The organism is Maritalea mobilis (assembly GCF_019800885.1).
Lineage (GTDB): Bacteria > Pseudomonadota > Alphaproteobacteria > Rhodobacterales > Rhodobacteraceae > Roseibacterium > Roseibacterium beibuensis.
Genome location: NZ_JAHVKE010000006.1, coordinates 65191 through 85486 on the forward strand (window position 1 = coordinate 65191; position 20296 = coordinate 85486).

Sequence of the window (20296 nt, forward strand, 5' to 3'; positions counted from 1 at the left end):
AGCGCACCCCCTGCCCTGTCAGTCCGCATCCGGGTCGTATTCGCTTTTCCAGCGCCACGGACGGGTGAACTCGCCCAGGACATGACCCAGCTTTTCTTCGTCGACCTGGCCCGACTTTTCGAGATAGGCGACGAGGCCGAGTTTCTTGTCCTCTTTCACCATCGCGACATGGGCGTCGATCCCGTTCTCGGCCAAGGCCTTGTCGTAGACCCGGGTGATGGCCAGCTTGCGCAGATCCGGCTTGAAGATCTTGCCCACCGCCGTCTTCGGCAACTCGGGAAGGATTTCCAGGTGCTTGGGGATGGCCGCGCGTTCATGGATATGCTGCCTGCACCATTCCATGAGCTCGTCTTCCCTGGTTTCCGAGCCGTCGATCAATTCCACATAGACGCAAGGCAACTCGCCCGCGAAGCTGTCCGGCTGGCCGATCGCACCGGCAAAGGCCACGTCCTTGTGCCCCGCCAACGCTTCCTCGATCTCGGCGGGGTCGATGTTGTGGCCGCCGCGAATGATCAGGTCCTTGGCGCGCCCCGTGATCCACAGATACCCATCCGGGTCGATCCGCCCGAGATCACCGGTGCGCAGGTAGTTCCCGTAGTGGTAGAGGTTGCGGTTCTTGTCGGTTTCCGTATAGGTCGCCCCTTCGCGAACGCCGGGATTGTCGACGCAGATCTCGCCAACCTCGTCGATATCGCATTCGATAACCCCTTCAGGGGTTTGCTTGAGGATCTTCACGTTGCAATGCGGGAAGGGAATCCCGACCGATCCGATCTTTTTCTCGCCATGCACCGGGTTGCAGGACACAAGGCAGGTCGCCTCGGTCAACCCGTAGCCCTCGACCAGGGTGACGCCCGTCGCCTTCTCGAAACGGTGGAACAGCTCGACCGGCAGCGGGGCCGACCCCGAGAACGCGGTCTTGACCGAGGACACGTCCGCATTGACCGGGCGCTGCATCTTGGCCGCGATGGCGGTCGGGACGGTGATGATGAACGTCACCTTCCAGCGCTCGACCAGCTTCCAGAAATTGTCAAACACACCATCGCCGCGGTAGCCTTGCGGCGTGGGGAAGATGACATGCCCGCCAGAGGCCACCATCGCCATCAGGATGACATGCACCGCGAAGACGTGAAACAGCGGCAGAGGACAGATGACGTTGTCTTCCTCGGTGAACAGCAGCGTGTGCCCGATCCACCCGTTGTAGATCATCCCGGCATAGCTGTGTTGCGCGACCTTGGGCATGCCGGTGGTGCCGCCGGTATGGAAATAGGCCGCAATCCGGTCGCCCTTGCTGTCTTCGAAGGTCAGGCGGTCGCGCGGATGCTTCGACACCTCGGCGTCCCAATCCACCACGCGGGCATGGTGACCGACCGGGTTCTTGGGGCGAATGAAGGGAATGATGAATTTCTTCAGTCCCGTCATGTACCGCAGCAGATCGACCTCAAGCACCGTGTGGACATGGGGCGCGTGGCGCACCGCCTCGGCCATCTTCTGGGCCACATCGGTCTTGGGAAACTCCTTGAGCGTCACCACCACCTTGGCGTTGGTTTCGCGCAGGATGGCGCTGATCTGCTCGGGTTCGAGCAGCGGGTTGATCGGGTTGACCACCCCGGCAATCGCCCCGCCCAGCAGGGTGACGACCGTCTCGGTGCTGTTGGGCAGGACGTAGGCGATCGTATCGCCTTCCTTGACGCCAAGCGACCGAAAGAGGTTCGCTGCCTGCGTCACGCGGGCATGCAGTTCATTCCAACTCAGCGTCTCGGCCGGGTCTTTCGGCCCGGAAAACATCTGGAACGTCACCGCGTTCAGCGGTCCGTGCTTGTCTTTCGTCCGGCTGAGCATCTCGTAGAGCGTCCCGGCCGGCTGACTGCCCGGCCAGGGCAACTCTGCCTCGATGTCGCGAATATCTTGGGCGTTGGCGAATCTCACCATCGTCTTCGGTCCTCCCCTCTCGTCGGTCCGCTTTCTCTCCCCGGGACCGGCGCCGTCGATCAAATGTGGTGAGATTGTCGCAGACGCGCAAGCCTGACGCCGCGAAACATGGCCCTATTCCGCTGCGACACCTTCGGTGAATTGCAGCCGGGCGAGACGCGCATAAAGGCCGCCCTGCGCGACCAGGGTGTCATGCGTCCCTTCGGCCACGATCTGCCCCTCGTCGAACACGAGGATCCGGTCCGCCTGTTTCACGGTGGCCAGGCGATGGGCGACAATCAAGGTCGTGCGTTCTTCGGACAGGCGCGTGACCGCCTCCTGAACCAGCCGTTCGCTTTCGGCATCAAGCGCGCTGGTCGCCTCATCCAGCAACAGGATGGGGGCATCACGCAGGATGGCCCGCGCAATCGCGATGCGCTGTTTCTGACCACCCGACAGCATCAGGCCGCGTTCGCCCACATAGGTGTCGTAGCCTTGCGGCAGGCGCTCGAGGAATTCATGCGCGGCCGCGGCCCGCGCCGCCGCCTCGACCTCGGCATCGGAGGCATCGGGCCGCCCGAACCGGATATTCTCGCGCGCGGAGGCCGCAAAAATTACCGGGTCTTGCGGCACCAGCGCCATGGCATGGCGGAAGGTTTCGCGCCGCATCTCGGGCAAGGCGACGCCATCCACCGAGATCACCCCCGACGAGGGATCGTAGAAGCGCAGAAGCAGCTGGAAGATGGTCGATTTCCCGGCGCCGGACGGGCCGACAAGCGCGACCGTCTCCCCCGGCTGGATGGTAAAGCTGATGCCATCGAGCGCATGGGTGTCCTGGCGCGTGGGATAGGCGAAGCGCACGTCGTCAAAGGCGATTGCCCCCCGCCCCTGCTGTGGCAACTCGCGGCCATTCTCGGGGTCCTCGACCGTATCTGTGGTGTGCAACAGCTCGACCAACCGCTCGGTCGCGCCGGCGGCACGCTGCAACTCCCCCCAAATCTCGGACAGCGCGCCAACCGCGCCGGCCACCATGATCGCGTAGATCAGGAACTGGATCAGCTCGCCGATCGACATGGCCTCGGCCCGCACATCCCGTGCGCCGACCCACAAGACCCCCACGATCCCGGCAAAGACCAGCGAGATCACGATCACGGTCATCACCGCACGCGTGCCGATCCGTTTCTTCGCGCTGATGAAACTTTTCTCCGTGACAGCGTCGAAGGTCTGGGCAGACGCCCTTTCATGGGTGAAGGCCTGCACCGTCTGCACCGACAGCAGCGCCTCGGATGCGTTGCCCGAGCTTTCGGCGATCCAGTCCTGGTTCTGGCGGCTCAGCACCCGCAGGCGTCGGCCCAGAATGATGATCGGAACGATAACGACCGGGACGATCAGCAGAACCGCTCCGGTCAGCTTGGCCGAGGTGATCAGCATCAGGATCAGACCGCCGATCAGCAACAGTGTGTTGCGCAGCGCAATCGACATCGAGGACGAGATCACGCTGAGCAGAAGCGTCGTGTCGGTCGTGATCCGGCTGAGAACCTCGCCGGTCATGATCCGCTCGTAAAAGGACGGGCTCATTCCGATCATGCGGTCGAACACGGCCTTGCGGATATCGGCGACCACGCGTTCCCCCAACCGCGTCACGAGGTAGTAGCGCAGCCCCGTGCCCAGCGCGAGCAGGATGGCGATGGCCAAGGCCGCAAGGAAATACTTGTCGAGAAGCGCCTCGCTTTCTGTTTCGAACCCGTCGACCACGCGCCGCACCGCAAGGGGCAGCGTCAGGGACACGATCGCGGTCAGGACCAGCGCCGCCAGCGCGGCGGCCAGCATGCGTTTGTAAGGAACCAGGAATGGCCAAAGGGCGCGAAGGCTGCCGATCCGGCGCGATTTCGCACGTTCCTCGGTCGCAGATTGCGGGGTTGCGACCTCTGCCACCTTCGTGGCCTCGGGCTGTGGCGCGGATGCGTCCATGTCTCTGACTGTCTCTCTGGTCCCGTTCGTCATTCGGGATAGCGTCCGGGCTTGCTTGGCACAAGCCCACCACGGACCGGCCCACGGGACCGAAGGACGCAGGAATATCGATCCGGAAAAGGGCTCGCCTTAACCGGAAATTCACTTTTTTCTGCATATCATCGGCCAACGAGGGACTTTCACGGGCAGGACACTTGGTTCATAGTGATGCCCGATTTGGCTGTTCATTGATCACAAAGATTCTGAAATAGGGTAATTCGGTGTCTGGAAGCATGAAGTCGTTTTCCAACGAAGAATGGTTGATCCCGCTTTTGGCGGATGACGTGACGCAAACCCGGCGCGACACGGTCATAGCGCCCCTGCATAGTGCAGATCAGTCTGGCGAAGGGACGTCTCCTGCCGACCATGAAATCGCTCCGCAAGGCAACGGCGCAGCCGCGACGTCGGTCGACGCCCTGATCGCCCGGTTGGACGAGATGCGTTTTCCGTGGGACCGGATCGGTTCGGTAATGGTTGAATTCGGTCGCGACGGCGATTTTGGTTCGGACGGAAGCGAGGCGACTTCGCTGCAACAGACGCGAACTGCAGAGCCTTTCGTGAAGGAAAATCATTCCCCGACCGGCAGCGACGCAGGCACGGATGAGGCCGATGCCTGCGAACTCGACGCCGAGCCCGAATTCTCACATCCGCGCAGCGACTTTGGGCCGCCGCCTTTTTTCAGAGCCATTTTCGAGGGCTGGGAGCTTGCCCTTGAAGAACTACTTGGTGGAAGCGACGATCCGAGCGACGACGAGGATGATGGAACGGGCGACGGCGGCGCTAGCGACGAGGAACCCGGCGACGATGAAGAGCTCGGCGATGGCGAGGAACCCGGCGACGGCGAAGAACCCGGCGACGGCGAAGAACCCGGCGACGGCGAGGAGCCCGGCGACGGCGAGGAGCCCGGCGACGGCGAGGAGCCCGGCGACGGCGAGGAGCCCGGCGACGGCGAGGAACCCGGCGACGGCGAGGAACCCGGCGACGGTGAAGAGCCCGGCGACGGCGAGGAACCCACACCGACTGAGCCGGTGACTGAAGTGCTCGGAACGGACCAGGGTGAGGTTCTCGACGGCGGTGACGGCGTCGACCTGATCCTCGCCGGGGATGGGGCCGACACCATCAACGCGGGCGGCGGCAACGACATCGTGCGCGGTGACGGCGGAGACGACATCATTGCCGGTGAGGCGGGGGACGACACGCTTTGGGGCCAGCTTGGCTCGGACACGTTCGTTTTTGCCGGCGGACACGGCATGGACACGATCGCAGATTTCGACGCGACCGACGCGCTTGAGAAGATCGATCTTTCGGCGCTGACCCTCTTCACGAGCTTCGCGGATCTCGAAGCCGACGGCGTCATGGAACAAGTCGGCGCCGATGTGATGATCGACACCGGAGACGGCAACGCGATCTGGCTCACCGATGTCACCTTGGCGGATCTCGATGCGGACGACTTCCTGTTCTGATCGGCCGGGATCTGCCGCCCCCAGGATCAGATAACGCGTCAATGAGATGCGGCTTCCCTCACGAAGTATCCGTGACTGCCTCGCGACCGGAGCGAAGCCAAATCTAACGTGCGGGAACCTGTGCTTGCGCCGCTCTGGCTCGGGCAGAACCAACGTGCTTCCGTTGCAAAGCCAAAGAGAAATCCGCGCGCGCCGTCGCTACTCTGCACCAACCAGGTAAGCGGCCTTCCGCACTTCATCGAGCAACCTGCTCTGCGCACTGGTCGGCATCCAATCCCGGCGATAGGTCAACCCGATCTTGCGACCGGGCCAGTCGATGCGCGTGTGCAGGCGCACCAGCAAGCCGTTGCGCAACTCGGCCTTGGCCTGCTGCCCCGAGATGCAGCCAAGCAGATCGCTTTTCAGCAGCAATTCCCGCATCAGCAGGATCGAGCCGCATTCCACTATGCTTTCGGGCAGCGCCATCCCCATCGCCTCGAACATGGCGTCGAACTGCTCGCGCGACGGGGTGCCCGGCCTTGGCACGGCCCAGGGGTGCTGCACCAACTCGGCCAAGGGCACATCACGCTGTTTGGCGAGTTCATGATCGGGGCGCGCCAGCACGCATAAGTGGTCCACGAACAACGGCTCCTGCACCACGTCCTCGATCGGCAGCGGGTCACGCATAGCCCCGATCACGAAGTCGATCTCACCACGCCGAAGGCTGCTCAGCATCTCGTTGTAGGGGCCGTCGAGGATCGTCACCTTGCTCTTGGGACGTGCGGCGCGAAAGCTTGCGACGGCCTCGGGCAGCACGACGGAGCGCGACAGCGGCAAGGCCCCGACCACGATGCGCCCCACTTCGCGCCCGTCGAAATCGGCGAGGTCCGCCTCGACCTGGTCGAACTCGGAAAAGGCCAGCCGCGCGGCCTGCGCGAGGTCGCGGCACACCCGCGTGGCCACCATGCCGAAAGAAGTGCGTTCAAAAAGCGAGCGGCCCGCTTCCTGCTCGAACTGCGTGATCGCCCGGTGCACCGTGGGCTGGGCGAGCCCAAGGGCACGGGCCGCAAGCGTGACATTCTGCGTCTCGACCACGGCAATCAGCGCCTGCAATTGGGCCGTGGTGGCGGTGCGGATCAGGCGCGGCGCAACCTCGGCCAGCCCCAGGTCGAGCCGATCCATCGCCCGTTTCAGGCGTGCATGGAGCACATCGCCCCGCTCGGTCGGGAAGAACCCCTGGCGCGTCCGGTCGAACAGGCTGCCGCCCGCCTCGCGCTCCAGCTTTGACAAGGCCTGCGTGACGGCAGGCTGCGACACGAGGCACCGATCGGCTGCGGCCGTCGGTGTGCGAAGCTCGGCAACGGCGAGGAAAACCCGAAAATGCCGAAGGTTCCGTGAGATCATCCTGTGATCCCCCTCCAAATCTCAAGGACAGGGATCACGCCGTTGCTGCGACCAGAACAGCCGCTCGACTGGAAAGGGCCTGTGCCGCAGATGGCAAAGCACGGCGAAAAGAGAATGACCTCACCCGCCGCATGCTGCGCGGCACGAGGTTTGGTCCCGGACGTGTTCAGCACTGGCATGGCGGGGTCCTCCACTTGATCCGCACATAACCCGACACACTGGCGGAACACAGGCACGACAAGAACCGATCATAGCAAAAACTTATTCCAATGCACGAGCTTCCGAATTGTCCGTTGCCGCGAAGACATGAGACAAAAGGTCAAACACGACCGCCCGGAGGCCACAGACATGACCACACCCAAAACCGCCCTCATTATCTCGGCCCATGCCGCCGACTTCGTCTGGCGCTGCGGTGGCGCGATCGCCCTGCATGCCGAGTTGGGCTACGAGGTGACGGTGGCCTGCCTGTCCTTCGGCGAACGCGGCGAGAGCGCGCGCTTGTGGAAAGAGGGCAAGTCCCTGCAAGAGGTGAAGGACATCCGACGCGCCGAGGCCGAGGCCGCCGCCGACGCCCTCGGGGTGCATCGGTTGGAGTGCTTCGATCTCGGGGATTACCCGCTGCATCTCGAAAAAGAGGACAAGTACAAGCTGGTCGACCTGATCCGCGCCGTGCAGCCGTCCTTCATGATGAGCCACTCGAAATACGACCCGTACAACACCGACCACATGTACGTGACAGAGGTCGCGCTCGAGGCCCGGATGATCGCGCAGGCCTGGGGTCACAACCCCGGCGAAAAGGTCCTTGGCGCACCGCAGCTCTACCTGTTCGAGCCGCACCAGACCGAGCAGATGGGGTGGAAACCCGATGTCTTCCTCGACATCACCCCCGTCTGGGACAAGAAGCGCGCCGCGATGGAATGCATGAACGGGCAAGTCCACCTATGGGACTACTACACGCGCGTCGCCCAACAGCGCGCCAACCATTTCAAGCGCAATTCCGGCGGGCAGTCGGGCGGACGAGACTGCAAGTTTGCTGAAGGGTTCCAGTCGATCTTTCCGCGGACGGTCGACGAATTGTAAGCGCCACAAACAGGAAGGACGCAGTCCCATGCCCATCGTCAGACAATCCATCGAGCGCGCCGAGCCTGCGGTGATCGAGGCGCTTGGCCGCGCGGGTGTTGCCACGGTGCACGAGGCGCAGGGGCGGACCGGCCTGATGGCCGCGAACATGCGCCCGATCCAGCAGGATGCCGGGGTCGCGGGCAGCGCCGTGACGATCTCGGCTGCGCCGGGCGACAATTGGATGATCCACGTCGCCATCGAGCAGTTGCAGGAGGGCGACATCATGGTGCTGGCCCCCACCGCCCCCTGCGACATGGGCTATTTCGGCGACCTTCTGGCGACCTCGGCCATGGCGCGCGGCTGCCGAGCGCTGGTGATCGACGCGGGCGTGCGCGACACGCGCGATCTGCGGCAGATGGGGTTTCTCGTCTGGTCCACCGCGATCAGCGCGCAGGGCACGGTCAAGGAAACGCTCGGCTCGGTCAACGTGCCCGTGGTCTGCGCCGGCCAGTCGGTGGAGCCCGGCGATGTCGTCGTGGCCGATGATGACGGGGTCTGCATCGTGAAACGCGCCGAGGCGGCGGCGGTGCTGGAAAAGGCCGAGGCGCGCCTTGCCGCCGAAGAGGCCAAGCGTGAACGGCTGGCCGCGGGCGAGTTGGGCCTCGACATCTACGACATGCGCCCGCGGCTGCAGGCCAAGGGGCTGAAATATGTCTGATCCCGCGCTGGATGGCATCCCCTGCATCTGGATGCGGGGTGGCAGTTCGAAGGGCGCGTATTTCCTCGCCTCCGACCTGCCGGAGGACCGGGCCGGGATCGATGACGTGCTGCTCCGGGTGATGGGCTCGCCCGACCCGCGCCAGATCGACGGGATCGGGGGGGCAGACCCGCTGACCTCGAAGGTGGCGATCCTGTCGCCCTCCACTCGGCCAGATGCGGATGTCGATTACCTGTTCCTGCAGGTCTTCGTCGACAAACCGCTGGTCTCGGACGCGCAGGGCTGCGGCAATATACTGGCCGGGGTCGGCCCCGCCGCCATCGAGCGTGGGCTGGTGACGGCGGCAGATGACGAAACAGCGGTGCGCATCCACATGGTCAACACGGGCGAGGTCGCGGTTGCCCGCGTCTCCACCCCCGGCAGGCGGGTCAGCTACGCAGGCGAGGCCGCGATCGATGGCGTGCCCGGCCAACACGCCGCCGTGCCGCTTCTGTTCAAGGGGCTGGCCGGGTCGATGACCGGGGGGGCGATGCTGCCAACCGGGAACGCCGTGGACGTCATCGAAGGGGTGGACTGCACCCTGATCGATATGGGGATGCCCATCGTCGTGATGCGCGCGAGCGATTTCGGGATCACCGGGCAGGAAAGCCGCGAGGCGCTGGACGCCGATACCGCGCTGAAAGAGCGGGTGGAGGCGATCCGCCTGAAGGCCGGGCCAATGATGCAACTGGGCGACGTGGCCGAGAAATCGGTGCCGAAGATGACGCTGGTGTCAGAGCCCGTGCTGGGCGGCGTGATCTCCACGCGCAGCTTCATCCCGCATCGCTGCCATGCCTCCATCGGGGTCTTCGCGGCAGTCAGCGCCGCGGTCGCCTGCACCTTGCCCGACGGGCCTGCATCAACGCTTGCACAGTTGCCCAAGGACGGGCGGTTCCGGGTCGAACATCCAAGCGGTGCGGCCGAAGTGCTTCTGGAACTGGACGAGCGCGGGGCCGTGACGGCGGCCGGCACGGTCCGGACAGCGCGCAAACTGATGGAGGGGCGTGTTTTCCCCGCGCCCAGGCGGTCCTGATCCCTTGGCCGCTGCGCCCGGCAGAACCCACTTCCACCCTTGCGCATGCTTGACGTCGGTTTCTGCCTGACTTACATGAGCAACCGCTGAGCGGGCGTCGTATACTGGCTATTACCTCAGCCTTCCAAGCTGATGAAGCGGGTTCGATTCCCGCCGCCCGCTCCAAGCACTTTCCCAACAGATTGCCATCGGGCCTGTAGCCGAGTTTTGGTGATTTCCCCAGAATTGTTCGAAGATCGTCCAATTTCGGACATATCAGACAAGGATTGTCGGAGCTGTGGAAACGGTGGTCTCCTCCCTCCGACCGGTTCCCTCTCTCCCTGCAAGGCACTGGCCGCATCTTCGGGTGCGGCCTTCTTTTGTCCTGGGTCCGATCAGGCGGCCAAGGGCTCGATCAATTGGGACCCGGTGGCACGGTTGGAATTGACGGCAGGATCGACGCGCCAGCGGACATAGCGGCCCTCGGGGGCCGGGATCATCAGGCGTGCGGCGCCCTTGCCCTCTTCGCCCAACCACTTGACCCAATCCTTGGGCGCAAGGCTGACCGGCTCGCGGTGGTGGGTTTCGGACATCCAGTCCCCGGCGGCGCAGGTGACGATGGCACAGGTCGTCAGCGGCATCTCGCCCTTGTCCCACACCTGCCAGATGCCGGCAAAGACCAGGGGCGCGCCATCGGGCGTGGTGAAATACCACGGCAAACGGTTCCCCTCTTCGTCCTTGGTCCATTCGTAAAAGCCGGTGGCCGGCACGAGGCAGCGCCGTTCCCGGCAGGCCGCGCGAAAGGCGGGCTTCTCGGCGATCGTTTCGGCGCGTGCGTTGATCAGCAAGGGGCCATCGGTCGGCGACTTGTACCAATACGGCAGAAACCCCCAACGCATCGGGCGGTAGCGTCGCCCCTCCCCTTCCGAGGTGACCACGCCCACGGGTTGCGTGGGGCAGATGTTGTATCGCGGAGGGTCCGGCAGGTCGTTTGACGGCGTCGCCTCGAATAGCTGCGCCATCGCATCGCTGGGATGGGTCATGGTCATGCGCCCGCACATGGGGCCAAGACTAGGCGCATGAAAAAGGCCCGGCAAGCGCGATGGGCTTGCCGGGCCTGATCTCAAAATCCGTTCGACCGGGTCAGCGGCCGTAAACGGCGTTGCGCGCGATGCGGCGGGCGTCGCCGGGGAAGATGCCCAGATCCTCGATGCCACGCTGGCTGTCGATGCGCGACAGTTCGGAAACGGTGCGGTGATAGGCGGCGCGCTTCGCGGCAGCGGAGCGCAAGCGAGTGAAGAACGATGTCATATCGATAGCTCCTGTATTGGGGGTTTGCCTCTCTCGCCGCCCAATATGATAGCGCTAACCACCAATACAATCTTCGTTGCGCGATAGCCGTCATGCAATTTCTGCAACGCAGCAAAAGGGCCGGCACGCGTCTGCGCACCGGCCCGATTTTTCACCGTCTGGCCCGACTTATTCGGCGGTCTGGATCCGACCGTCGGTGTAGGGCGCGTAGGGCGTATTGTCGGCGAGATAGTCGGCAACAACCTGTTCAAGGCCCGGACCGTAGTCATAGGCATTCTCGCCGTAGTTGGCGAAGACGCCATAGCCGTCACCGCCCGAGCGCATGTAGTTGTTGGACACGACACCGTAGACGGCCTCGGGGTCGAGCGCGGTGAAGCTGCCATCCTCGCCCTCGACCTCGACGGCCACGATGCGGCTGCCCGGCTCACCTGCGGGGTTCCACGTGTAGCGCATGCCCGAGACCTGCGGGAAACGACCGGCCCCATCCTCGACTTGGCTGACGCCGTTTTCCAGCGCCTCGACGATCTGCGCCCCGGTCAGCTGGAAGGTCGCCAGCGTGTTCTGGAAGGGCAGAACGGTCAGCACTTCACCCATGGTGACTTCGCCGCCGTCGATGGAGGCGCGCAGGCCGCCCCCGTTCTGGATCGCGACATGGATGCCCTGGTCACGCACGCGCTCCAGCATGGCGTCTGCCACGAGGTTGCCCATCGGGCATTCCTCGGCGCGACAAACCTCGCGCGAGCCTTCGATGAATTCCGAGGTTTCGCCGATGACTTCGGCCATGGCCTCTTCGATCGGACCGGCCAGTTCTTCGACCCGCGCCGCGATCTCGGGGTCCGGCGTGACCGAGGCGTCCAGCAGCATGGTGTTGCCGCCCGCATAGATCACGTTGCCCTCGTCGTCGAAGGTCACTTCGAGGTGGCCGAGGTATTTCGAATAGGCATAGGCCTGCACGATCGGGACCATCACACCGTCGGGGTTGTTGACCCAGGTCGGATAGGCGCCGGCGCGGTCCGGGTCATCGGCCGACAGGTAGGTGTGCGAATGGCCGCCCACGATCACGTCGAGGCCCGTCACCGCCTCGGCGATGCGCATGTCGACCGGCAGGCCCACATGGGTCAGAGCGATGATGATGTCGACGCCCTGTTCGGTCAGCGCGTCCACGTCATTCTGGATCGCGTCGATCTCGTTCTGGAAGATGACCGTCGGCCCGGGGCTGGCGGTTTCGGCGGTGTCGGTCGCCAGCGCAGACACGATACCGACCTGGATGCCGTTCACCTCAAGAACCAGGGTATCCTCAAGCTCGCCGTCCAGATCGGGGTTCTGGCTGAGGTCGAGGTTGCCGGACAGGACCGGGAAGCTGACGGTTTCGAGGAAGCGAATGAAGTTCTCGGGGCCGTCATCGAATTCGTGGTTGCCCACCGCCATGGCGTCGAAGCCGATGGCTTCCATGAACTCGGCTTCGACATCACCCTTGTAGGTGGTGTACATCAGCGAGCCCTGGAACTGGTCGCCCGCGTCGAGGACGATCACGTTCTCGCCTGCCGCTTCCAACTCGCCACGCAGCGTGTTGATGGCGGTGGCGACGCGCGCCACACCTCCGAAACACTCGCCGGCCGCGTCGTCTTCGGCCGGGCAGGTCGAATCGTAGCGGTTGATCGGCTGGATACGGCTGTGCAGGTCGTTGATATGAAGGATGTGCAGCGTGGTGTCGGCGGCGACCGGCGCAGCCAGGCCGAGGCCCGCCATCATCGCCGTCGTGCCCATGATCCGAGCAAGCATAGGAAACTCCCGTTTTTCGTTGGACGCCCACCAGATTGGCGAGGTGCAGGGGTCAAGTAAAGCGGCAAGTTGACGGACGCGTGACACTTGACGCGCAGGCAGGAACGCGCCACTCCCCGCGCCATGCATATCTACAAGATCCTGCGGCCTGCCGAATGGGCCGACCTCGAAGAACAGGGTGAGACCCGGGGCGCACCGATCGACGCGGCCGATGGGTTCATCCATTTTTCCACCGCCGAACAGGCGCCCGAGACCGCCGCCAAGCATTTCGCCGGTGAAGAGGGGCTCGTGATCGCCGCCTTCGAGGCCGAGGCGATGGGCGATGCGCTGAAATGGGAAGTGTCGCGCGGCGGGGCCCTGTTCCCGCATCTCTACGGGCCGTTGCGCCACTCTGACGTGATCTGGCACGGACCGCTGCCGCTGGTCGACGGCGTCCATGCCTTTCCGAGGAACATGTAGCCCATGTGGGAACGCTTCGGCCTGTCGGTGATGCAGCGCATGGACCCCGAGCGCGCCCATGCCCTGGCGATCACCGCGCTGAAAACCGGGCTGTTGCCCTTGGGCGGTCCGGTCACCTCGCCCCGTCTGGCGACAACGCTGGCGGGGCTGGCCTTGCCCAACCCGGTGGGACTGGCCGCGGGCTTCGACAAGAACGCCGAGGCCGTTCCCGCCCTGTCGCGCGCCGGGTTCGGCTTCCTGGAGGTCGGGGCCGCGACCCCGGTTGCGCAACCGGGCAATGCCAAACCACGCCTGTTCCGGCTGACCGAGGATGCCGCCGCCATCAACCGCTTCGGCTTCAACAACGAGGGGATGGAGGCGATCTGCGGGCGACTGGCCGAGGCCCCTCGGCAGGTGCCCGTTGGCCTGAACCTTGGCGCGAACAAGGATAGCGCAGACCGCGCCGGCGACTTTGCCCGCGTTCTCGCCCATTGCGGCCCGCACCTCGATTTCGCGACGGTCAACGTGTCCTCGCCCAACACAGAACGGTTGCGCGACCTTCAGGGCCGCGCCGCGCTGGACCGGCTGCTTGCCGGCGTGATGGAGGCCAATGCCGAGCTGGCCCGCCCCCTGCCCGTCTTCCTCAAGATCGCGCCGGATCTGTCGGATGATGAACTGGCCGAGATCGCCGAGGTCGCGCTGGCTCAGCACCTTGCCGGGATCATCGCGACGAACACGACCCTGTCGCGCGACGGGCTGCACGGCCCCCACAAGGGCGAAACCGGTGGGCTGTCGGGACAGCCGCTGTTCGAGAAAAGCACGCGGGTTCTGGCCAAGCTCTACAAGCTGACCGACGGAGGTCTGCCGCTGATCGGTGTCGGTGGAGTGGGCAGCGTCGAGCAGGCTTGGGAAAAGCTGCGCGCCGGGGCCAGCGCGGTGCAACTTTATACGGCCCTTGTCTATGCCGGCCTCTCGCTCGCGGGGCGCATCGCGCAAGGTCTTGACGAGAAACTGGAGGGGGCCGGGGCGGCCTCGGTCGCCGAGATCACCGGAACGGGAGTGGACGCATGGCTTTGACCCTTTGGCACAACCCGCGCTGCTCGAAATCGCGCGCGGCGATGAAGCTGCTGGATGACCGGGGCGCGGCCTATTCCACCCGCCTCTACCTGAAAGAACCGCCCAGCGCCGAAGAGGTGATGGGGTTGGCCAATCGCATCGGGCGGCCGGTGTCCGAAATCGTCCGGACCAAGGAAAAGGCCTATGGTGAACTGGGGTTGGCCGCGGCCGATGACGCGGCGCTGGCCCTGGCGATTGCCGAGAACCCGATCCTGCTGGAACGCCCCATCCTCGACGACGGGGTGCGCGCCGTGATCGGGCGCCCGCCCGAGAACATCATCGCGCTTCTCTGACCTGTCTTCAGGCCCCGCCGGCCGCGCGTTCCAATGCCGGGTAGCGCAATGCCAGCGTCACCCCGCGCAGAACGAACATTCCCAGCATCGCGGCCCATAGCCCGTGATTGCCCATGATCGGCATCAGCGCAGCGGCCAGCGCGACATAGCCCAGGAAACTGACCACCATCATGTTGCGCATGTCGCGCGTGCGGGTGGCGCCAATGAAAATCCCGTCCAGCATCCAGGCGCCGACACCCAGGATCGGCGCGGCCACCATCCAGGGCAGGAAGCGGCGCGCCTCTTCCCGGACCTCGGGTGCGGTTGTCATGGTGTCGATCACCCATGGCCCGCCAAGCCAGAAGGCGGCGGCCATCGCGATGCAGATGGCCAGCCCCCAACCACTGGTCAGGATCGATGCGCGCCTGAGCCGCATCGCGGCCCTTGCCCCCATCGCCTGCCCCACAAGGCTTTCGGCGGCGAAGGCGAACCCGTCCAGCGCGTGGGCGGTTACATGCAGGAACTGGATCAGGATCTGGTTGGCGGCCAGCGTCACGTCTCCGAAATCTGAGCCCAGAAACATGAAGCTTGTAAAAGCGGCCAACAGCAGGACCGAGCGGATCAGGATATCGGTGTTCACCAAGGCCATGTGCTTGAGCTTCACCGCATCCAGCACGCGCGCCCAATCGCGCCAGGCGGGCACGCGAAACGCTGCGCGGCACAGCCAAAGGCCCAATGCAAGCCCGCTCCATTCGGCGATGAAGGTCGCCAGCGCGACGCCCTCGATCCCCATGCCGAGACCAAGGACGAAAGCCACCGACATCACGATATTGAACCCGTTCATCCAAAGCTGGATGGCCAGGACGCTGCCGGTCCGCTCCTGCGCGATCAGCCACCCGAGGATGCCGTAGATCGCGATGGCCGCCGGGGCCGAGAAGATGCGGATCGACATGTAGACCCGGGCCAAGCCCTCCACCTCTTCGCTGGCGGGCGATAATTGGAAGGCCGCCCAGAAAATCGGGACCTGAAAAAGGATCAGGATCACCCCTGCCCCGCCCCCGATCATCAGAACGCGCGTCAGCAGCGCAGCGACCTCGGCCCGGTCCCGCGCGCCGATGGCCTGCGCGGCAAGCCCGACGGTGCCCATGCGCAAAAAGCCGAAGATCCAGTAGATCGACGTCAGGATGACCGCGCCGATGCCGACCGCGCCGATCGGGGCAGGGTCGCCCAACTGCCCCACCACGCCCGTATCCACGACGCCCAGCAACGGCACGGTCGCATTCGACAAGACCACGGGAACCGCGATCTTCAACACGCGTGCATGCGACAGCTGCGGCGGGTCCGCCGTGGCCTCGGCCACCCGCCTAGCCTTCGCGTTGCGGCATCAGGAAATGTCCCGTCGCCTGCGCGAAAAGCTTGTCGCGATTGTCTTGCCACGCCTCCACATGGACCGAGGCATAACGCCGTCCCGACCGGTTGACCCTTGCCCGCGCGTAGGCGTCGCGCGGCAGGCCGGAGCGCAGGTAATCCACCGTGAAGTCAATGGTCTTGGGCAAGCGAGGCAGTGCGTCGGGGGTCAGGGTTTCAACATCCAGACGCCCGGTTTCGATATCGTCCCACAACATCTGGAAGGACAGTTCGACGATGGCGGCCACTTCGAGAAACGAGGCCGTGGCCCCCCCGTGCAATGCCGGGATCAGCGGGTTGCCAATCAGCTTGTCGTCGTAGTTCATGACAGCGGTCAACTCGTCGCCGCGCCGGTCAAAGCCGATCCCCATGAAGCGGATGTAGGGCACGCCATCGACCAGCGCCGACAGCGCCTTGTCGCGGCGGTGCTTGACCAGGTGGACCGGCTCGGGCGGTTTGCGCGACGTGCTCATGGCTTGACCTCCGCAGCTTTGCCTTGTGCAATGGTGAAGGCCCCGCTGGCCGAGGCAAGAGGTTGGTCCTCGTCCAGATCCCAGGCCTTGGCCCGCACGAAGGCGACAGACCGGGTCACGTGGTAACATTCGGCCCGCGCGGTGATGCGTTGGCCCGGCTCGGCGGCGCGCATGTAGTCGATCCTCAGGTCGATCGTAGCCGTTCCGGCGGGGGCGTCCGGGTAGCTCATCACCGCCGCGCCGCCGCAGGTGTCCATCAGCGCCGACACCGCGCCGCCATGGATCACACCCGTGCGCGGGTCGCCCACGAGGGCCTCGGAATAGGGCATGGAGATCTGCGCGACACCGTCCCCGATCACCTCGAACTGCATGTTCAGGGCCTTAGAAAACGGGATGGCTTCGATGAATTGCCGTGCGATCTGGGCTTTTTGTTCCGCATTGATGTGGCGCGTTTCGGCCATGTCTGCCCCAATGTGCTGAGCGGTTTCGATGTTTTCCAACGTTTCACCGGGCAACCGGTCGGGCGCAAGGGGTCAATGGCCGTGCCGTGGCGGGACGGTTTGCATTCCGTGGCGGCGGTGCTACCTAATTGCCCGAACGTCACCCAGCGGGACACAAGAGGGCGATGTCTGTCACGAAAATGGACCTCAAGGAGATGTGCGCGTATTTCGACGTCACCCCGCGCACGCTTCGGCATTACGAATATATCGAGCTGCTGATGCCCGAACGGGATGGGCGCAAGCGGCTCTATGGCCCGCGCGAGGTCGCCCGCATGACGCTGATCCTGCGGGGACGACGCTTCGGCTTCTCGCTGGAAGAGATCCGGCAATGGCTGGAGCTTTACGACCAGGATCCCGAGGGACAACTGCAGCGCGCCACGTGGCTCGACATGGCGGACAAGCAACTGGCCGAGCTGGACAACCGCCGACGGGAGCTTGAAGAGGTGATCGCGGAACTGCGCGAGTTGAGGGATCAGACGGCGCGTCAGGATGATGCTTTGTGATGTGACGGGGCCGAAGTCGCGCGGTCCTCGCCCGTTTCCCCGGAACACGCAGAACCGGTCGGCGCCATGCGCAAAAAACATCGCGATAGGCCGTTAGACGGATCGGAAGACGTGTTTTCCCATTCGAAAGGCCGAAGCGATGTATCCCAGGACCCAGATGCAGGATCCCGACGCCAAGACCGGCCAGTCGGGCACCGCTGCCACCGGTAAGGGGCGCGTCCTCCACTTGGCGCTGGCGCCCTCAACACTCGACCCAGGCGGGACCAGGTCGGTATAGGCCGCCTCTTTCTGCGCGTGAAGACGTGCTCAAACCGTTCGCGGAACGCATGTCGGCAAGGCGCGTGGTTTGGAACAGCCTCGCGCACCGATTCCCGCCAAGCCGCATGGCGACGTATCACAGCCGCGAAATCCCATCGCCGAGCAGGACCGTCCCTGCACGCAGGCCAGGATCGAACTGACCAAAAGGTCAAAAAATTGCGCCCACCCCTACGTCATCTTTCCTTACGTTTCGTCAGCGAAAAAGTGACGTGACGTCCTATTTACGTAAACGTCATCCAGTCTTGTAGGTTTCCCCCGTGACTCGCAAATCATGGGCCAGAACAGGCATGTTTGACATATCGAAAGACCTCATGACCCAGGAAACCATGACCATCCGTGAGATGTGCGATGCGTTCGACGTGACGCCCCGCACGCTTCGCTTCTACGAGTCCAAAGAGCTTCTCTTTCCGATCCGCGAAGGTCAGAAGCGCCTCTTCACCCGCCGCGATCGTGCGCGGCTCAAGCTGATCCTGCGCGGCAAGCGCTTCGGCTTCAGCCTCGAGGAAATCCGCCAGTTGCTCGACCTCTACTATGTCGGCGACCAGCAGACGACGCAGCTGTCGCGCACCCTCGATATCGCGCAGGACCGGCTGTCGGACATGGAGCGCCAGCGCGCCGAACTGGACGACGCCATCGACGAGTTGAAATCGCAGATGGGCCTTGTCAGCGACATGCTGGCTGCGCGCTCGACACGGGACGCGGCCGAATAATCGGCCGCCTTCCCTGCGAACAGGACCACAGCCCAAGACATCCCCGGGAGGATTTTGAGGATGCCGAGCTATACCGCCCCCACCAAGGACGCACAGTTCATCCTGCATGACGTGCTGAACATCTCCGGGAAAGAGATCCCCGGCTTTGCCGATCTCGACCGCGATTTCACGGCCGCGATCCTCGAAGAGGCCGGCAAGATCGCCTCGGAAGTGCTGGCGCCGCTGAACATGGTCGGCGACACCGAGGGCTGCCGCCTCGAGAACGGTGTTGTGTACACCCCCACCGGCTTCAAGGCGGCCTTCGACCAGATGAAGGAAGGCGGCTGGCCCGGCATCGACATGCCCGAGGAATACGGCGGGCAGAATATGCCCTACGTGATTGGCACCGCCGTCGGCGAATTCTTTTCCGCCGCCAACCAGGCCTTCACGATGTACCAGGGCCTGACCCATGGCGCGGCATCGGCCATCCTTGCGCATGGCACGGATGCGCAGAAGGACAAGTGGCTACCCAAGATGGTCAGCTGCGACTGGACCGGCACCATGAACCTGACCGAGCCGCATTGCGGCACCGATCTGGGCCTGATGCGGACCAAGGCCGAACCGCAAGACGATGGCAGCTACAAGATCACCGGCCAGAAGATCTTCATCTCGGCGGGCGATCACGACATGGCCGAGAACGTCATTCACCTCGTGCTGGCCAAGATCCCCGGCGGCCCCGAGGGCATCAAGGGCGTCTCCCTGTTCATCGTGCCCAAGTTCCTCGTGGATGACGAGGGCAACCTTGGCGCACGCAACGGCGTGTCCGTCGGCAAGCTCGAAGAAAAGATGGGCATCCACGGCAACGCCACCTGCGTCATGAATTACGACGAGGCCACGGGCTATCTACTGGGCGACATGCACAAGGGCATGCGCGCGATGTTCACGATGATGAACGAAGCCCGCCTTGGCGTCGGCATGCAGGGCTTGGCTCAGGCCGAGGTCGCGTTCCAGAACGCCCTCGAGTATGCCAAGGACCGCCTGCAGGGTCGCGACGTGACCGGCCCCAAGAACCCCGACGGCCCGGCCGACCCGCTGATCGTGCACCCCGACATCCGCCGCAACCTGATGGAACAAAAGAGCTTTGCCGAGGGCGCGCGCGCCTTCATGCTCTGGGGGGCCACGCTGATCGACCAGGCGCACCGCGCCAAGGACAAGGATGCCGATGGCCTGATCTCGCTGATGACACCGGTAATCAAGGGCTTCTTGACCGACAAGGGCTTCGACATGACCGTGCAGGCCCAGCAGGTCTATGGCGGGCATGGCTACATCGAGGAATGGGGCATGTCGCAATTCGCCCGCGATGCCCGGATCGCCATGATCTATGAAGGCGCCAATGGCGTTCAGGCCCTGGACCTCGTCGGCCGCAAGCTGGCACAGGATGGCGGCAAGCACGTCATGGCCTTCTTCGACCTCGTGAAGACCTTCTGCAAGGACGAGGCCGAAACCGAGGGCATGGCGGAATTCACCGGCCCGGTGAAGGCGGCGTCCAAGGATCTTCAGGCGGCGGCGATGTATTTCATGCAGGAAGGCATGAAGAACCCCAACAACGCCTTGGCCGGGTCCTATGATTTCATGCACCTGTTCGGGCATGTCTGCCTCGGCCTGATGTGGGCCAAGATGGCGAAAGCGTCGCTCAAGGCGCTGGCCGAGGGCACGTCCGATCCGGTGTTCCACCAGACCAAGCTGGCCACGGCGCGCTTCTACATGGCCCGTCAATTGCCGATGACGGCGACGCATCTGGCGCGCATTCAATCGGGTGCCGATCCGGTGATGGCACTGGAAGCCGCCAACTTCTAAGCTTCGGTCCGGGGCCATGCGGGGAGAGGCATGGC

The 20296-nt window shown here is 64.3% G+C and carries 19 protein-coding genes and 1 tRNA gene; 11 read left to right on the forward strand and 9 right to left on the reverse strand.

The features are described 5' to 3' along the window. Positions 1-18: 18 nt before the first annotated feature. Both KUV65_RS17260 and KUV65_RS17265 read right to left on the reverse strand, forming a co-directional pair. On the reverse strand, positions 19-1929 hold the full coding sequence (locus KUV65_RS17260; RefSeq protein ID WP_222191971.1) for an acyl-CoA synthetase: 1911 nt from the start codon (positions 1927-1929) through the stop codon (positions 19-21). Positions 1930-2043: 114 nt separating this feature from the next. Continuing rightward, positions 2044-3879 carry an ABC transporter transmembrane domain-containing protein gene (locus tag KUV65_RS17265; RefSeq protein ID WP_222191972.1) on the reverse strand — a complete coding sequence of 612 codons (1836 nt, stop codon included), beginning with the start codon at positions 3877-3879 and terminating at the stop codon, positions 2044-2046. Between the two features lie 272 nt (positions 3880-4151). On the opposite strand from KUV65_RS17265, the gene KUV65_RS17270 reads away from it, so the two are divergent. Continuing rightward, positions 4152-5381, forward strand: coding sequence for a hypothetical protein (locus KUV65_RS17270; RefSeq protein WP_222191973.1), 1230 nt, complete (start codon positions 4152-4154; stop codon positions 5379-5381). A gap of 198 nt (positions 5382-5579) precedes the next feature. Here the strand turns inward: KUV65_RS17270 and KUV65_RS17275 are convergent, their stop codons facing one another. After that, the gene (locus KUV65_RS17275; protein ID WP_222191974.1) at positions 5580-6764 is read right to left on the reverse strand and encodes a LysR family transcriptional regulator; all 1185 of its coding nucleotides are present in this window, start codon (positions 6762-6764) and stop codon (positions 5580-5582) included. Positions 6765-7112: 348 nt separating this feature from the next. Here KUV65_RS17275 and KUV65_RS17280 point away from each other — a divergent pair, with 348 nt between their 5' ends. The 4 genes from KUV65_RS17280 to KUV65_RS17295 all read left to right on the forward strand — a co-directional run bounded on the left by KUV65_RS17280 (position 7113) and on the right by KUV65_RS17295 (position 9781). After that, a complete protein-coding gene (locus KUV65_RS17280; RefSeq protein ID WP_222191975.1) occupies positions 7113-7844 on the forward strand; it encodes a PIG-L deacetylase family protein in 732 nt (243 codons plus the stop codon). A gap of 28 nt (positions 7845-7872) precedes the next feature. Then, the gene (locus KUV65_RS17285; RefSeq protein WP_222191976.1) at positions 7873-8544 is read left to right on the forward strand and encodes a 4-carboxy-4-hydroxy-2-oxoadipate aldolase/oxaloacetate decarboxylase; all 672 of its coding nucleotides are present in this window, start codon (positions 7873-7875) and stop codon (positions 8542-8544) included. After that, positions 8537-9616 carry a 4-oxalomesaconate tautomerase gene (locus KUV65_RS17290; protein WP_222191977.1) on the forward strand — a complete coding sequence of 360 codons (1080 nt, stop codon included), beginning with the start codon at positions 8537-8539 and terminating at the stop codon, positions 9614-9616. The genes KUV65_RS17285 and KUV65_RS17290 overlap by 8 nt, the downstream gene beginning before the upstream one ends. Before the next feature lie 90 nt (positions 9617-9706). Continuing rightward, positions 9707-9781, forward strand: a tRNA-Gly gene (locus tag KUV65_RS17295). A 209-nt stretch (positions 9782-9990) separates the two neighbouring features. Here KUV65_RS17295 and KUV65_RS17300 read toward each other — a convergent pair. The 3 genes from KUV65_RS17300 to KUV65_RS17310 form a co-directional block, all read right to left on the reverse strand. Further along, positions 9991-10644 carry an SOS response-associated peptidase gene (locus KUV65_RS17300; RefSeq protein WP_222191978.1) on the reverse strand — a complete coding sequence of 218 codons (654 nt, stop codon included), beginning with the start codon at positions 10642-10644 and terminating at the stop codon, positions 9991-9993. 94 nt (positions 10645-10738) lie between these two features. Next, positions 10739-10906, reverse strand: coding sequence for a hypothetical protein (locus KUV65_RS17305; protein ID WP_222191979.1), 168 nt, complete (start codon positions 10904-10906; stop codon positions 10739-10741). Positions 10907-11074: 168 nt separating this feature from the next. After that, positions 11075-12688 carry a bifunctional metallophosphatase/5'-nucleotidase gene (locus tag KUV65_RS17310; RefSeq protein ID WP_222191980.1) on the reverse strand — a complete coding sequence of 538 codons (1614 nt, stop codon included), beginning with the start codon at positions 12686-12688 and terminating at the stop codon, positions 11075-11077. A gap of 123 nt (positions 12689-12811) precedes the next feature. Between KUV65_RS17310 and KUV65_RS17315 the strand changes: the two genes are divergently transcribed. From KUV65_RS17315 to KUV65_RS17325, 3 genes are read left to right on the forward strand one after another with little or no spacing between them, the layout of a single operon-like run. Further along, positions 12812-13147, forward strand: a complete 336-nt coding sequence (locus tag KUV65_RS17315) for a DUF952 domain-containing protein (protein WP_222191981.1) — start codon at positions 12812-12814, stop codon at positions 13145-13147. Positions 13148-13150: 3 nt separating this feature from the next. Then, a complete protein-coding gene (locus KUV65_RS17320; protein ID WP_222191982.1) occupies positions 13151-14203 on the forward strand; it encodes a quinone-dependent dihydroorotate dehydrogenase in 1053 nt (350 codons plus the stop codon). Further along, the gene (locus tag KUV65_RS17325; protein WP_222191983.1) at positions 14194-14535 is read left to right on the forward strand and encodes an ArsC/Spx/MgsR family protein; all 342 of its coding nucleotides are present in this window, start codon (positions 14194-14196) and stop codon (positions 14533-14535) included. Before KUV65_RS17320 ends, KUV65_RS17325 begins: the two co-directional genes overlap by 10 nt. Positions 14536-14542: 7 nt before the next feature. On the opposite strand, the gene KUV65_RS17330 is transcribed toward KUV65_RS17325, so the two are convergent. From KUV65_RS17330 to KUV65_RS17340, 3 genes are read right to left on the reverse strand one after another with little or no spacing between them, the layout of a single operon-like run. Then, positions 14543-15874 (reverse strand): MATE family efflux transporter, encoded by a 1332-nt coding sequence (locus tag KUV65_RS17330; RefSeq protein WP_222191984.1) that lies wholly within the window; start codon positions 15872-15874, stop codon positions 14543-14545. 4 nt (positions 15875-15878) lie between these two features. After that, positions 15879-16394 carry a PaaI family thioesterase gene (locus KUV65_RS17335; RefSeq protein WP_222191985.1) on the reverse strand — a complete coding sequence of 172 codons (516 nt, stop codon included), beginning with the start codon at positions 16392-16394 and terminating at the stop codon, positions 15879-15881. Continuing rightward, positions 16391-16855, reverse strand: a complete 465-nt coding sequence (locus KUV65_RS17340) for a PaaI family thioesterase (RefSeq protein WP_222191986.1) — start codon at positions 16853-16855, stop codon at positions 16391-16393. Before KUV65_RS17340 ends, KUV65_RS17335 begins: the two co-directional genes overlap by 4 nt. A gap of 164 nt (positions 16856-17019) precedes the next feature. Between KUV65_RS17340 and KUV65_RS17345 the strand changes: the two genes are divergently transcribed. From KUV65_RS17345 to KUV65_RS17355, 3 genes are all read left to right on the forward strand, one after another. Continuing rightward, positions 17020-17397 carry a MerR family transcriptional regulator gene (locus KUV65_RS17345; RefSeq protein ID WP_222191987.1) on the forward strand — a complete coding sequence of 126 codons (378 nt, stop codon included), beginning with the start codon at positions 17020-17022 and terminating at the stop codon, positions 17395-17397. A gap of 644 nt (positions 17398-18041) precedes the next feature. Beyond that, positions 18042-18425, forward strand: a complete 384-nt coding sequence (locus KUV65_RS17350) for a MerR family transcriptional regulator (protein WP_222191988.1) — start codon at positions 18042-18044, stop codon at positions 18423-18425. A 60-nt stretch (positions 18426-18485) separates the two neighbouring features. After that, a complete protein-coding gene (locus tag KUV65_RS17355) occupies positions 18486-20261 on the forward strand; it encodes an acyl-CoA dehydrogenase C-terminal domain-containing protein (protein ID WP_222191989.1) in 1776 nt (591 codons plus the stop codon). The last annotated feature ends 35 nt before the right edge of the window (positions 20262-20296 follow it).

Excerpts from the sequence above, each read along its gene's own strand:
- KUV65_RS17260 (WP_222191971.1), bottom strand. The coding sequence starts at position 1,929 with ATGGTGAGATTCGCCAACGCCCAAGATATTCGCGACATCGAGGCAGAG.
- KUV65_RS17265 (WP_222191972.1), bottom strand. The coding sequence starts at position 3,879 with ATGGACGCATCCGCGCCACAGCCCGAGGCCACGAAGGTGGCAGAGGTC.
- KUV65_RS17270 (WP_222191973.1), top strand. The coding sequence starts at position 4,152 with ATGAAGTCGTTTTCCAACGAAGAATGGTTGATCCCGCTTTTGGCGGAT.
- KUV65_RS17275 (WP_222191974.1), bottom strand. The coding sequence starts at position 6,764 with ATGATCTCACGGAACCTTCGGCATTTTCGGGTTTTCCTCGCCGTTGCC.
- KUV65_RS17280 (WP_222191975.1), top strand. The coding sequence starts at position 7,113 with ATGACCACACCCAAAACCGCCCTCATTATCTCGGCCCATGCCGCCGAC.
- KUV65_RS17285 (WP_222191976.1), top strand. The coding sequence starts at position 7,873 with ATGCCCATCGTCAGACAATCCATCGAGCGCGCCGAGCCTGCGGTGATC.
- KUV65_RS17290 (WP_222191977.1), top strand. The coding sequence starts at position 8,537 with ATGTCTGATCCCGCGCTGGATGGCATCCCCTGCATCTGGATGCGGGGT.
- KUV65_RS17300 (WP_222191978.1), bottom strand. The coding sequence starts at position 10,644 with ATGACCATGACCCATCCCAGCGATGCGATGGCGCAGCTATTCGAGGCG.
- KUV65_RS17305 (WP_222191979.1), bottom strand. The coding sequence starts at position 10,906 with ATGACATCGTTCTTCACTCGCTTGCGCTCCGCTGCCGCGAAGCGCGCC.
- KUV65_RS17310 (WP_222191980.1), bottom strand. The coding sequence starts at position 12,688 with ATGCTTGCTCGGATCATGGGCACGACGGCGATGATGGCGGGCCTCGGC.
- KUV65_RS17315 (WP_222191981.1), top strand. The coding sequence starts at position 12,812 with ATGCATATCTACAAGATCCTGCGGCCTGCCGAATGGGCCGACCTCGAA.
- KUV65_RS17320 (WP_222191982.1), top strand. The coding sequence starts at position 13,151 with ATGTGGGAACGCTTCGGCCTGTCGGTGATGCAGCGCATGGACCCCGAG.
- KUV65_RS17325 (WP_222191983.1), top strand. The coding sequence starts at position 14,194 with ATGGCTTTGACCCTTTGGCACAACCCGCGCTGCTCGAAATCGCGCGCG.
- KUV65_RS17335 (WP_222191985.1), bottom strand. The coding sequence starts at position 16,394 with ATGAGCACGTCGCGCAAACCGCCCGAGCCGGTCCACCTGGTCAAGCAC.
- KUV65_RS17340 (WP_222191986.1), bottom strand. The coding sequence starts at position 16,855 with ATGGCCGAAACGCGCCACATCAATGCGGAACAAAAAGCCCAGATCGCA.
- KUV65_RS17345 (WP_222191987.1), top strand. The coding sequence starts at position 17,020 with ATGTCTGTCACGAAAATGGACCTCAAGGAGATGTGCGCGTATTTCGAC.
- KUV65_RS17350 (WP_222191988.1), top strand. The coding sequence starts at position 18,042 with ATGACCATCCGTGAGATGTGCGATGCGTTCGACGTGACGCCCCGCACG.
- KUV65_RS17355 (WP_222191989.1), top strand. The coding sequence starts at position 18,486 with ATGCCGAGCTATACCGCCCCCACCAAGGACGCACAGTTCATCCTGCAT.